This is a genomic window from Streptomyces sp. NPDC006551 (assembly GCF_040611675.1).
In the GTDB taxonomy this organism is placed as follows: Bacteria; Actinomycetota; Actinomycetes; order Streptomycetales; family Streptomycetaceae; genus Streptomyces.
Window position 1 is genome coordinate 40048 of sequence record NZ_JBEXOT010000025.1, and the last position, 12840, is coordinate 52887.

At 73.2% G+C, this 12840-nt stretch carries 10 protein-coding genes; 8 read left to right on the plus strand and 2 right to left on the minus strand.

The genetic code is table 11. The features are described from left to right. The first annotated feature begins 100 nt into the window (after positions 1-100). The 3 genes from ABZY12_RS21785 (at position 101) to ABZY12_RS21795 (ending at position 1919) form a co-directional block, all read left to right on the plus strand. Complete coding sequence (locus ABZY12_RS21785; RefSeq protein ID WP_356892723.1) at positions 101-370, plus strand: TetR-like C-terminal domain-containing protein; 270 nt, start codon at positions 101-103, stop codon at positions 368-370. Between the two features lie 92 nt (positions 371-462). Then, positions 463-1173, plus strand: a complete 711-nt coding sequence (locus ABZY12_RS21790; protein WP_356892725.1) for a ribonuclease HII — start codon at positions 463-465, stop codon at positions 1171-1173. Between the two features lie 113 nt (positions 1174-1286). Then, on the plus strand, positions 1287-1919 hold the full coding sequence (locus ABZY12_RS21795; RefSeq protein ID WP_356892727.1) for a hypothetical protein: 633 nt from the start codon (positions 1287-1289) through the stop codon (positions 1917-1919). Positions 1920-1999: 80 nt separating this feature from the next. Here the strand turns inward: ABZY12_RS21795 and ABZY12_RS21800 are convergent, their stop codons facing one another. Both ABZY12_RS21800 and ABZY12_RS21805 read right to left on the minus strand, forming a co-directional pair. Then, the gene (locus ABZY12_RS21800; protein ID WP_356892729.1) at positions 2000-2629 is read right to left on the minus strand and encodes a hypothetical protein; all 630 of its coding nucleotides are present in this window, start codon (positions 2627-2629) and stop codon (positions 2000-2002) included. Positions 2630-2843: 214 nt separating this feature from the next. Continuing rightward, a complete protein-coding gene (locus ABZY12_RS21805; protein WP_356892731.1) occupies positions 2844-5027 on the minus strand; it encodes a RecQ family ATP-dependent DNA helicase in 2184 nt (727 codons plus the stop codon). 133 nt (positions 5028-5160) lie between these two features. On the opposite strand from ABZY12_RS21805, the gene ABZY12_RS21810 reads away from it, so the two are divergent. The 5 genes from ABZY12_RS21810 to ABZY12_RS21830 all read left to right on the plus strand — a co-directional run bounded on the left by ABZY12_RS21810 (position 5161) and on the right by ABZY12_RS21830 (position 12769). Beyond that, on the plus strand, positions 5161-6642 hold the full coding sequence (locus tag ABZY12_RS21810; RefSeq protein WP_356892733.1) for a DUF4192 domain-containing protein: 1482 nt from the start codon (positions 5161-5163) through the stop codon (positions 6640-6642). Between the two features lie 115 nt (positions 6643-6757). Then, the gene (locus ABZY12_RS21815) at positions 6758-8920 is read left to right on the plus strand and encodes a glycogen debranching N-terminal domain-containing protein (protein WP_356892735.1); all 2163 of its coding nucleotides are present in this window, start codon (positions 6758-6760) and stop codon (positions 8918-8920) included. Between the two features lie 110 nt (positions 8921-9030). After that, positions 9031-9801 (plus strand): NUDIX domain-containing protein, encoded by a 771-nt coding sequence (locus tag ABZY12_RS21820; RefSeq protein WP_356892737.1) that lies wholly within the window; start codon positions 9031-9033, stop codon positions 9799-9801. Between the two features lie 141 nt (positions 9802-9942). Then, positions 9943-11721, plus strand: a complete 1779-nt coding sequence (locus ABZY12_RS21825; RefSeq protein WP_356892739.1) for an ABC transporter ATP-binding protein — start codon at positions 9943-9945, stop codon at positions 11719-11721. A gap of 160 nt (positions 11722-11881) precedes the next feature. Further along, positions 11882-12769 (plus strand): FadR/GntR family transcriptional regulator, encoded by an 888-nt coding sequence (locus ABZY12_RS21830; RefSeq protein WP_356892741.1) that lies wholly within the window; start codon positions 11882-11884, stop codon positions 12767-12769. The last annotated feature ends 71 nt before the right edge of the window (positions 12770-12840 follow it).

Here is a 12840-nt window from a genome sequence, read left to right on the forward strand (position 1 = left end):
CCCTGCCCTAGGCGAGGGGGACGGGAGGCTGCCGAACACCGTCAGCGCCCGCCACGAACGAACCGATGGTGAGCGGGTCCCGCCACCCTCCCGGCGGTCGGTGATTCACGAATGCGACGGCGAGCCCGCCGAACGGTTCCACGAGCTGATCGTGACCGGGGTGATCGAACCGCCGCCCCGCCTCTTCGGGGAGGTGACGCAGCGGGGAATCGGGCGGGGTGAAGTCCGGCCGGACGTCACCGGCGAGCTGCTCTTCGACGTCATCCCGGTGTTGGTGATGTACCGCTCGAAGATGTGCGCCAGCGAATGGGCGGACTCCGAGATCGCCGCCGTGATCGATCAGATCATGGTCTCGCTGCTTCGCCCCTGACGCGGCCGAGAGGCGTGCGGCGGCGGGTTCGGACATCCGACGGGAATCCGGGTATCGCGGGCGGCATGGATCGGCGTAACCTGTCTGGCGCCATGCCGTACGAACCACCCACCCACAGCGTCGAGCGATCGCTCCGAGCCACCACCGGCGCCAAGATCATTGCCGGGGTCGACGAGGTCGGACGAGGGGCATGGGCCGGTCCCGTCACGGTGTGCGCAGCCGTCACCGGGCTGCGCCGGCCCCCCGAGGGGCTCACCGACTCCAAGCTGATCACTCCCAAGCGCCGCACAGCCCTGGCGGCGGAACTGGAGAAGTGGGTCACCGCCTACGCGCTGGGGCACGCCTCCCCGGAGGAGATCGACGACCTCGGCATGACCGCCGCGCTCCGGCTCGCCGCCGTCCGCGCCCTGGACGCGCTGCCCATGCGTCCGGACGCGGTGATCCTCGACGGCAAGCACGACTATCTCGGTAGCCCCTGGAAGGTCCGTACGGTGATCAAGGGCGACCAGTCCTGTATCGCCGTGGCCGCCGCCTCGGTCATCGCCAAGGTCCGGCGCGACGCCATGATGGCCGAACTGGAGGCCAGGGCGGAGGAGTGCTCCGCCTACGGCTTCGGCGCCAACGCGGGCTACCCATCGCCGGTCCACAAGGCGGCCCTCGAAGAACGCGGCCCCACGTCGTACCACCGTCTGTCCTGGGCGTACCTCGACGCCATGCCCCGGTGGCAGCACCTCAAGAAATTCCGTATCTCCGCCGAGGCGGCCGCACTGGAAAGCGGGGGCCAACTCGGCTTCGACTTCTGAACTTCCGGCTCCTGAACGACATGACTCTCCCGAGAGCCGCCTCAGCAGCCGGGGCGCACATGTGTGCCCACCCGCCGATGACTCGCGCACCGGCGTTTGATAGACATCCACTCATGCCTCTCATCCCCGAGGAGCCTCAGATTCACGAGAGTGCCCAGGGTCCCCGCGCCACCACGGCCGCCGGACACCCCGCGCCGACCCCCCGTCCCGTACCCGGCCCGCGTTCGGCGGCCTCACCGCGTCCTGGCCGTCCCGGCCCCGGACCGGCCAGGCCCGGCCCGCCGGTGCAGCGCCCGCAGCCCGGTGCCGCCGCATCCCCGTCGCCCCGCCCGGAGAATCGTTCCGCGCAGCGGCCCGGCCCGCAGATCCAGGTGATTCCGGCCCCGGCCGACGGCGCTCTCGACGCCGCCGAGGAAGCGGTGGACCTTCTCCTGGAGACCGGCCGCGCACCGGGCGACATCCTCGTCCTCACCACCGGCGAGCAGCACCCCTGGGCGGCACACGAGCTGTCCTTCGGTGACGCCGCCTACTGGGCGCAGCAGGACGCCCGCGACGATGTGTTCTTCGCGGACGCCGCCGTCGTGGAGCGGGCCGCGGCCCGGCCCGTGGTGGTCGTGGCGGTCAACGGTGGCGCCGACGACGCCACCGCCCGCGCCCTGCCCCTGGCGATGGGGCGCGCGACAGCGCTCCTCATCGTCTGCGGCGACCCGCAGCGCGTCAACGCCGTGCTCGGCGCCGGCGTCTGAGCCGGAGCACGTACCCACGGACCTGACCCGGCCGCCCTACGGGGTGGCCGGGCCGTGGCACGCCGGAGGGCGCGCGTGGCTCAGCGGGCGGCCGTCCGGCGCAGTGGTTCGGCGGCTCCACTCGCCGTACGGGGCCGGAGAGTTCCCAGCTCGGACGTGACGTCCCCGAGCGCGGTCGGAGGGGACTCGGAACCGGGCTGCCGGCCGCCCCGGCCCTCACCCAGCACCTGCCAGCCGCCTCGGGTCAGGGTGATGTACGCACCGCAGCGCAGACCGTGGAGTGTGCAGGCGTCCCGCAGCCCCCACATCCAGGCGCCGTCCTCCTCCGTCCAGCGCTCGTCACCGTCCCGGCAGTAGAGCAGGACGGCGGTCCGCACGGGAGACCTGCGCCGGAGGTCGTGCGGAATGACCCGGCGCAGATGCGCGAGGAGCGCGTTGCGGAACTCCCAGCCGTCCGCGGGGACGGCGCGGCGGGCGAACGACGCACTGGCGGCGAGCCGTTCCTCGTGGTCGAGGACGGCCACGACCGCGGTCGAGGGCGTCGGTCGGTGGCGGGCGTGCAGCCCGCTGACCACCTCACGCGGATTGCGGAGGAGCGGAATTCCCGCCGCCGCCCACTCGGCCGGTTCGAGCATCCGAGCAAGGCGGCTGGCGGACCCGGACGACGAGCTGATCGAGGTGGCTGCGGACGGAGCGAATCCGAAGGTCACGGTCCTCCCTTCGGATACGCGCCCGTTGGGCGGCAGGGTCGAGTGAGGGCGCGGCACAGCACAGTCCTTCCGGACCGCGTAGGGGCTGTGCGGGGCGGATTCCAATTCTTGCGGGCCCGTGCGCGGGCGGCAACGAGCAATTGAGAACGCTGACTGGAATAGGCCGGTATGACACTGATATCCCTGCCCAGTCATCAGGTGTTCACTCCCCGTTTCACCCCTGGATGGCGAGCACCAGCGGAAACACCCCCTCCGCCCCCGCCCGTCGCAGCAGCCGCGTCGCCACCGCCAGTGTCCAGCCGCTGTCCGAAAGGTCGTCAACCAGCAGAACCGGCCCGGCCGCTGAGGCCAGCCGCTCGGCCAGTGGGGGCGGAACCATGAGTGCCTGATGGAGCCCGACCACCCGCTGAGCGCTGTTCGTTCGCGAGATCCGCAGATCGTCCGCCTCCGGCGCGTACTCGACCGAACCGAGCAACGGCATCCGGCCGATCTCCGAGATCCGCTCCCCGAGGGAGCCCACGAGCTGCGGCCTGCTCCGCGAGGCGACCGTGACCACACCGACCGGACGGGCAGGCGCGTCGGACGCTCCCGACGCCCAACCGCCCGGTCCCTTGGCCCAGTCGGCGAGCACCCGCACCACCGCATGTACGACGTCGTCCGGGACGGGGCCGTCCGGCGCCCGCTCCGAGAGCATCGGACGCAGCCGGTTCCCCCAGCCGATGTCCGAGAGCCGGCCCAGGGCCCGTCCGGGGAACGCCTGCTCACCGGCGGGGATGCGGCCCTTCAGATCCACGCCGACCGCCGGGAGCCCCGTCGGCCACATCTTGCGCGGCTCCACGTCCACCCCCGGCCGACCCAGCTCGCCCCTGGCGGCGTCGAGCGCGGCCTCGGTGACCTTCGGATCGAACCGGGACCCCGAGCAGTTGTCGCAGCGGCCGCACGGAGCCGCCTCCTCGTCGTCCAGCTGGCGCCGCAGAAACTCCATCCGGCAGCCCGTCGTCGCCGCGTACTCTCGCATCGCCTGTTGCTCGGCCGACCGCTGACGGGCCACCCACGCGTACCGCTCGGCGTCGTAGGTCCACGGCCGGCCGGTGCTCGTCCAGCCGCCCTTCACCCGGTGCACGGCACCGTCCACGTCCAGCACCTTGAGCATCGTCTCGAGGCGGGTTCGCCGCAGCTCCACCAACGGCTCCAACGCGGGAAGCGACAGCGGGCGGTCCGCCCCCGCCAGCACGTCGAGCGTGCGCCGCACCTGCTCCTCGGGCGGGAAGGCCACCGAGGCGAAGTACTGCCAGATCGCCTCGTCCTCCTTCCCCGGCAGCAGCAGCACCTCCGCGTGCTCCACACCTCGCCCCGCGCGGCCCACCTGCTGGTAGTACGCGATGGGGGAGGACGGCGATCCGAGGTGCACCACGAAGCCCAGGTCCGGCTTGTCGAAGCCCATGCCCAGCGCCGAGGTCGCCACCAGCGCCTTGACCCGGTTGGCCAGCAGGTCCTCCTCCGCCTGCTGACGGTCGGCGTTCTCCGTACGGCCCGTGTACGAGGAGACCGTGTGGCCGCACTGGCGGAGATAGGCGGTGACCTCCTCGGCGGCCGCGACCGTGAGGGTGTAGATGATCCCCGAGCCGGGAAGCTCGCCGAGGTGATCGGCCAGCCACGCCAGCCGGTGGGCCGCGTCGGGCAGCCGGACCACGCCGAGGCTGAGGCTCTCCCGGTCCAGCGGACCGCGCAGCACCAGCGCGTCCGTCCCGGCGCCCGTGCCGAGCTGCTCGGCCACGTCCGCCGTCACCCGTGCGTTGGCCGTCGCCGTGGTGGCGAGCACCGGGACCCCGGCGGGCAGATCGGCCAGCATCGTGCGCAGACGGCGGTAGTCGGGGCGGAAGTCATGACCCCAGTCGGAGATGCAGTGCGCCTCGTCGACCACGAGCAGGCCCGTGGCGGCGGCGAGCCGTGGGAGCACCTCGTCGCGGAAGTCCGGGTTGTTGAGCCGCTCGGGGCTGACGAGCAGGACGTCCACCTCGCCCGCGGCCACCTCCTGCTGAACCGTCTCCCACTCCTCGGTGTTCGACGAGTTGATCGTGCGGGCGCGGATACCGGCGCGGGCCGCCGCGTCGACCTGGTTGCGCATCAGAGCGAGCAGCGGGGAGACGATCACGGTGGGCCCACCACCGAGCTCACGCAGCAGTGAGGTCGCCACGAAGTACACCGCCGACTTGCCCCAGCCGGTCCGCTGCACGACCAGCGCCCGCCGCTTCTCGGCGACGAGCGCCTCGATGGCACGCCACTGGTCCTCCCGCAGTCTGGCCGTACCCGTCGGATCGCCGACAAGACGGGCGAGTACGGCATCGGCGGTGGCTCGGAGGGCCGCGCGGTCTTCGAGGCGGTCTGCGTTGGTCATGCCCCCATGCAACCCGATGGGTACGACAAACCGCGAACGAGCCGCGAGACCTGTGGACAACTTCGAGGGGACCGCGCCGTGAGTTATCCACAGGGGTTTCGGAGTCGGCGGTCGGCGCGGGACCGTCGTGACCATGAACACGAACCCACACGCATCCGACGGCCCCTCCGGAGCGCAGCAGATCACGCTGCGCAGCCCCGCCGAGCTGGCCGACGCCCTCCCCTTCATGCTGGGCTTCCATCCCACCGATTCGGTCGTCCTCGTCGGGCTCCACGGCGAGCGCGGACGGTTCGGCGGCCGGGTCAGGCTCGGCATCCCGAGCTCGCCGGCCGAGTGGTCCTCGACGGCCGAGCACCTTGCCGAGTGCCTGGTCGACGGATGCACCCGCAAGGGAATCCGCCCGGACGGCATCGTCGTCTTCCTCTGCCAGGATCCGGCGCCGGGAGAGACGGCTCGCCAGGTGAGCGAGCGGCTCAGCCCGTTCGCCCAGCGACTGCGCACGGCCTGCGGCGAGCTCGACATTCCGGTCTACGAAGCCCTCTGCATCTCCGACGGCCTGTACTTCTCCTACTGCTGCCCCGACACCCGATGCTGTCCGCCTGACGGGACACCGCTCGCGCTGACCGGTACGTCGGTGATGGCGGCGGCCGCCGCCTACGCCGGAATCCAGGTGAGGGGAACCCTGCGGGACATGCAGGCACGGCTCAAGCCGCGTGAAGCGCCCGGTGTCGCCCTCCGCGGCGACGCCCGGTCACACGGCGACACGCCTCCCGGCACCGAGCCGCGGGGCAACGAGGAGCAGCGCAAGGCCCTGAACGAGGCGGCGGCGGAGATCACTCCGAAGCTTCTCGAAGACCATTCGGGCCGAGGCAGGAGGGAAATCAGGCAGACCACGCTCGATCTGGCCCGCACGCTGCTGCGTCGGTTCGACACACCGGCCGAGGAGGAAACGGCGGACGCGACGTCCACGTCCTCCGCAGCGGGGGCGGAGGGCGGCCGGCCCGACCGCAAACCCGTGGACCGGGCGCGGGCGAGGGGGGCTGGGGAGCTCGACGCCGCCGACGACGCCCTGCTCACCGCCCGTGAGGCCGCCACCCTGATCATCGGCCTTCAGGACCGGGACACCCGGGATCAGGCAGCCGCATGGATGGAGGGCCGGGAAGGTCTCGCCGCCCTGCGCCTGTGGCGCGCCCTGGCCAGGCGCTGCGTCGCACCCTACGGCGAGCACGCGGCCGCTCCACTCGCCCTGGCGGGCTGGACGGCCTGGTCCACCGGAGACGAGCCGTCCGCCCGTGTCGCTCTCGGCCTGGCGCTGGAGGCCGATCCCGACTACCTCTTCGCCCGGCTGCTTCACCAGGCATGCAACGACGGACTCGACCCCGAGTCGCTGCGCAGCTGCCTGCGCGAGGAACGCCGCGCCCGGACCGCGGTCCCGCCCGCCGGCCCGGTGAGCAGGCCGCGTCCCCGGGTGCGCCGCCCCGGCGGCGCCCGACCGCGGGCCGTCAGGAAGGGAGCACCGGTCGCGAGCGCCCGCCCCGGCCCGGTGCGGGCCAGGCACGTCCGGAGCGGCGCCGCCCCGCGTGGTGGGCGGCGCGGGACGAGGAGCCGGCGGTGACGCCCGTGACCACCCCGCCCGCAGCGGCGTTCAGGTCTGTGGCGGAGCCGTACGGCCCGTACCGCCGACGTTCCACCGGCTGTCCGGATCGCACAGAGAGCACAGCACACGACCCATGGCCCCCAGCCCCGCCCCGGCCACCGGACGCCCGGCCGGACTCACGTACGCCGCCGGCCCCGTGCACCCGGGCACCGCACGTCCGGGAGAGCTGCCGGAGGTGCACGACGCGCTCTTCTGCGTCGCCCTGCCCGCCCTCGCCGTCTGCGCCGAGCACGGCCAGCTCACCGGCCACGGCCTCGAAGGGGTCTATCTGGCAGGTAGACGGCTCCTCTCCCGCTGCGTCCTGCGAGTGGCGGGCCGCGAACCCGTCCCTCTCCAGGGCAGATTGGCCGCCGCCGACCGCGCCGGATTCCTCGGTGTCCTGCGCACTCCTGGAGACACCGGGCCCGACCCCGGTGTCACCGTCGAGCGTTCGCGCGGCGCGGACGGCACCGAACGGATCACCCTGCGCAGCTCCGCCGGAAGACCGCTTCGACTCCCGGTGGAGGTCGCTCTGGGGACGGATCTCGCGGATCTGGGCGCGGTGGCGGCCGGACGCTGCGGACCCGAGCTCGCCGCGAGCGTTCACGGCACGGGGATGCGCTGGACGGCGGACGACGGCCGATACGCGATCGTCACCGCCGTCCCACCCCCGATGGACGCGCTGGCCGCGGCCGGAGTTCTCCGCTGGGAGATCGAGTTGGCGCCCGGAGACGCCCGCACGATCGAGCTCCGCGTGCGCGGCGACCGGACAGCCCGGCTTGCCGGCGCCCCAGGCCCGGGGCCTGGGGCCCCGGCACAGGGCACCGGACGGTCCGGAAGGCCAGGGGCGGCCGCCGGAAGGCAAGGCGCCCCGGGTACGGCCGCAGGCCGGCCGGGCGGCCCCGTACCGGCCCTCGCGCGGCCGGGCGGGCAGGTCTTCGCCGAAGCGCGGGCGGAAGGGGACGACCCGCGTGTGGGCCGCCTGCTGCGCACCGCCGTCGACGATCTCAGGGCGCTGCTCCAGCGTGATCCCGCCCAGCCCGCCGATGTCCACCTCGCGGCCGGAGTGCCCTGGCGCTGCGGACCCGTCGGCGCCGAGGCCCTCTGGGCCGCGCGTATGGCGCTGTCGCTCGGCACCCGGCTGGCCTTCTCCACCTTGCGTGCCCTGGCCCGCACACAACTCGGCGGGCCGGGTCCCGAGGCGGGAAGGATCCCCGGCCCCCTCCGGGACGCAGGCCCTCACCTCCCGCCCCGCTGCACCGGCATCGAAGCCACCCTCGCCTTCCCCGTCCTCCTTGCCGAGGCCAGACGCTGGGGCATGCCGGAACAGGAACTCGCCGAGCTGCTCCCCGCCGCGGAGCGGTGCCTGCGATGGCTTCGCGGCGCCGCGGACCCGAGCGGCTTCGTCCCGGACCCGGGCCCCGCCGGGCCCTGGCGGGCCGAGACCCAGGCCCACGCACACCGGGCGGCCGTCCTCGGCGCCGACCTCCTGGAGGCCTGCGGCCGTCCCGGCGCCGCCATGTGGCGGGACTGGGCGCACACCCTGCGCCGTCGTTTCCGCGAGGAGTTCTGGTTGGACGACCGCTCGGGCGGCAGGCCCGCCGTGGCCCGGGCGCCGGACGGCCGGCCCTGGAACCAGCTGGGCGGCTGGGCGGCGCACCTCCTGGACAGCGGGCTCGCGGGCGGCGGCCGTCACGCACCCGGCCTGCTGGACAAGGCCCGGACGGAACAGCTGGCCAGGCTGCTCGGTACGCCGGCGCTGGACTCCGGCTGGGGCCTGCGTGGCCTCGGCGTCAAGGAACCGGGCCACAACCCCTTCGGGCACCGCGCCGGAGCCGTACGGGTGCACGAGACGGCGGTGGCCGTGGCCGGTCTCGCCGCGGCGGGATTCGAGAAGGAGGCGACATCCCTGCTGCGCGGACTTCTCGACGCGGCCGAGGCGTTCGGCTTCCGGTTGCCCGAGATGTACGCCGGGGGGTTGCGCACGGCCGGTGGTGCTCCGGTGCCGCACCCGGCGGCCTGCCGGCCCGCCGCGGTGGCGGCGGCGGCCGGCGTGCTGGTCCTGACGACCCTCGTCGGAATCAGGCCGGACGCACCAGGCGGGACGGTGGCCCTGCAGCCGGTACGGTCGGCCCCGTTGGGCGCCGTCCGGCTTTCGGGACTCCTCGTCGCGGGTGAACCGTTCGCGGTACGGGTGAGCAGGCTTGGGCTCGGCATGGTGGAGGAGGCCGCCGAAGGCCTCCAGCTCGGAGGCTGAAACGGATGCGGGTCGACAACACACCGGAAGCGTCGTGGGAGGGAGAAGAAGTCATTGTCGATGCACCCGGGGGGCGTGTTTATCGTCAGGAAGACGACTATGATCGCGGCATGTCTCCCTACGACCCGTCGGCCTTTCCGCCCTTCGCCGTCACCGTCGATCTGGTCGTGCTCACGGTCCGGGGTCACGCCTTGTGCGCCCTGGTCGTACGACGGGGAGAACCGCCGTTCCAGGGCCGGTGGGCGCTGCCCGGTGGCTTCGTCCGGGCCGACGAGGACCTCTCCGCGGCCGCGGCGCGTGAACTGGTCGAGGAGACCGGGCTCTGCGCCCACGACCCCGCCGCTCCGCTGCCCGCCGCCGGCAACGGTGCCCATCTGGAACAGCTGGCGACCTATGGGGATCCCGAGCGAGACCCGCGGATGCGCGTGGTCAGCGTCGCCCATCTGGCGCTCGCCCCGGATCTGCCGGCGCCGCGCGCCGGTGGCGACGCCAACAGCGCACGCTGGGCGCCGGTGGAGGATCTGCTCCGCCCCGGGGGTGACGCCGAGCGTGAGGACGAGCAGTCCGGCCCGCTCGCCTTCGACCACGCCAAGATCCTCGCCGACGGCGTGGAGCGGGCCCGGTCCAAGATCGAGTACTCCTCGCTGGCCACCGCGTTCTGCCCGCCCGAGTTCACGGTGGGCGAGCTCAGGAGGGTCTACGAGGCGGTGTGGGGCGTCGCTCTGGACCCGCGCAACTTCCACCGGAAGGTGACCGGCACCCCCGGCTTCCTGGTCCCCGCCGGTGGCACGACCACCCGTCAGGGCGGCCGCCCGGCCCAGCTGTTCAGGGCGGGCGGGGCGACGCTGCTCAACCCGCCCATGCTGCGCCCCGAGGTCTGAACCGGCCCGACCTCCATCGCCCCGAGGTCGGCGTGGGGCGACCCGAGGCCCCAATCCTGCGCCGAAAGTCCGAAATGTAGCGTTATCTTGCTTCGACAGCCGCCCTGCCGCGGAGCGGTGTCACCTACCGCGAGAGAAGCGATGCTCCAGGCCATCGGACTCACCAGCAGCCCCCGCCGCGACCTTTCGCCCGCCGTGGACGACCTCACCTTCGACGCCCGGCCGGGCTGTGTGACCGCCCTGCTCGGCCCTTCCGGATCCGGAAAGACCACCGCCCTGCGGCTGATGCTCGAACTCGAGCCCGGCCGTGGTGTGACGTACTTCCGGGGCCGGCCCCTGCACCGCATCGCCCATCCCGCCGGCGAGGTCGGTGTCCTGCTCGGCGACGTCGCCGGACACCCCTCGCGCACCCTGCGCAGCCAGCTCCGGATGCTCTGCGCGGCCGTCGGCGTCCCCGGGACCAAGGCGGACGAGATGCTCGACGCCGTGGGCCTCACCGGCCTCCACGACCAGCGCGTCGGCACGCTCTCGCGGGGTATGGACCGCCGACTGGGGCTCGCCTGCGCCCTGTTGGGAGACCCGCACACGCTGCTGCTCGACGAGCCCGTGGCCGGTCTCTCGGCGCGCGAGAGCGCCTGGCTGCACGAATTCCTGCGCGCCCACGCCGCGGCGGGCGGGACCGTTCTGTTCACGACGGCGGATCCCAAGGAGGCGGCACGCAACGCCGACCGGGTCGTCACCGTGAAGTCCGGCCGCCTCGTCGCCGATCAGGACGTCACGGAATTCGCCCGTACCCGGCTGCGGCCCCGTGTGGCCGTGCGAACCCCGCACGCCGCACGGCTCGCCGCCGCCGTCACGCAGGAGGCGCGCGCAGCCCGCCGCTCCGTCGAGGTCGTCACCGAGAGCGGCAACCGCCTCTCCGTCTACGGAAGCGACTGCTCCGCGATCGGTGAGACCGCCTTCCGCCACGGTGTGCTCATCCATCGACTGGCCGACGAGGTGGGCGACACCTGCTCCGCCGGTTCCTCCGAACCCGCCCGTCCCGTCACCGGCCCCGTTGCCGCCCGGGCCGGCGCGGAGGCCGGAAGCAGGCCGGATGTGAGCGGAAGCGGCCAGGAGTCCGCGCCCCTGGCGGTCCGTCGCCCGGCCCGCGCGCCGCTGCGCCCCCTGCGGTACGAGATCCGCCGCCTGCTCGGCGTACCGAGCACTCCGCTCGTCGTCGCCGCCACGCTCGCCGCCTCCGTCCTCATCTCGGTGCTGCTCGCCCGCAGCGGCCGCACCCCCGTGCCCACCGTGCTCGCGGGCTGGCCCGGACTCTCGCCGCTGCCGCCGGCCGCGCTCGGGGCGGGGCTGCTCGGGGCCTTCTCCTTCGGGGACGAATACCGCTACCCCGCCCTCACCACCGGCCGCGGCGCCGTGCCCCGGCGCCTCGGACTGCTGCTCGCCAAACTCGCCGTAGCGGCCGCCGTCGCCGTGTTCCTCGCGGTCGTCGTCGTGGTGGCCGATCTGGAGGCAGTCCGCCTCGTCTACGGCGGCGACTTGATTCCCGTACCGGAGAACTGGCCGACCTTGTGCGCGAGTTGGCTTGGACTGATCATCGGCTGCGCCTGGGCGGGGGTGCTCGGGGCCGGGGTGTTCCGGGTCGCCGCGGCCGGAGTGGCCGCGGTGCTCGCCGTGCCGATCGCGCTCGTCCCCGTGCTGCACCTGGTTCTCGCCGGTCCGTCGGGCCGCTCGATCGCCGGACTCCCCACCCGCCTCCGGCGATTCGTCAGCCTGGAGTGGCCGATCGAGGCCGACCGCTGGCTGATGGGCGCGATTCGGGTGCTCGCCCAGCCCGTGGGGGTGGCGCTGACGCTGGCGTTGACCGGCCTGCTCTGCGCCTATCTGTTCACCGGGTTTCGCCGTAAGGCGCGTTGGTGATCAGTTCGAGACCGACATCGCCCGGTTCACCGATAACTTCCTTAAAAATGCCGGGGTATGTCCGATTAATCGTCAATTGTGTAGGGGGTGACGATCACCCTTTCGTGTGCTTTTCACCAAAGACCTCAAGGGTCCCCGGGACCACGCCGACAAAGGATGCGTGAGTACCCTTGCGCACACCATGATGACCGCCGCCCGCTCCGTCGACTCCGGCCTCGGCGCCCCGGGCGATCTCGACCGTTACCCGTACGCGGAGGCGCCCGTCGCCGATCGCGTCGGCCCGCCCTCCTGGGAAGGGGTGGAGACGGACCTCGGCCGGGTCGGGCGCCGCAGCGCGGGCAGCCGCGGCCGCGGACTGCACGGCCAACTCGTCCAGCAGCTGGGGCAGATGATCGTCTCCGGCGACCTCGGCGCCGACCGGCCGCTCGTCCCGGAGGAGATCGGGCAGCGCTTCGAGGTCTCCCGCACCGTCGTGCGCGAGTCGCTGCGCGTGCTGGAGGCGAAGGGCCTGGTCAGTGCCCGCCCCAACGTCGGCACCCGAGTCCGTCCGGTCAGCGACTGGAACCTGCTGGACCCCGACATCATCGAGTGGCGCGCCTTCGGCCCCCAGCGTGACGATCAGCGCCGCGAGCTGAACGAACTGCGCTGGACGATCGAGCCCCTGGCCGCCCGGCTCGCCGCCGGACACGGCCGGGAGGACGTGCAGCAGCGGCTCGCCGACATGGTCGAGATCATGAGCCACGCCTACGCCCAGGGTGACGGGATCACCTTCGCCCGGGCCGACACCGAGTTCCACTCCCTGCTCATCCAGCTCGCGGGCAACCGCATGCTCGAGCATCTCTCCGGCATCGTCGGCGCTGCGCTCCAGGTCTCCGGCGGCCCTGTCACCGCGTGTGACCGCCCCGGTGAGAACTGCCTCGCGCACCACGCCCGGATCGTCGACGCCCTCGCCGCCGGCGACGCCCACGGCGCCGAGACGGCCATGCGGCAACTGCTCACCGTTCATCCCGAGGTGGAGCGCGTGGTGCCGGCTCCGCGCGAGCACTGACGCGCGGGCTGTGGCCAGGAGTACGAAGCCGCACACATCGCGTGTCGCCGCATCCGCGCGGAACCCGGGGA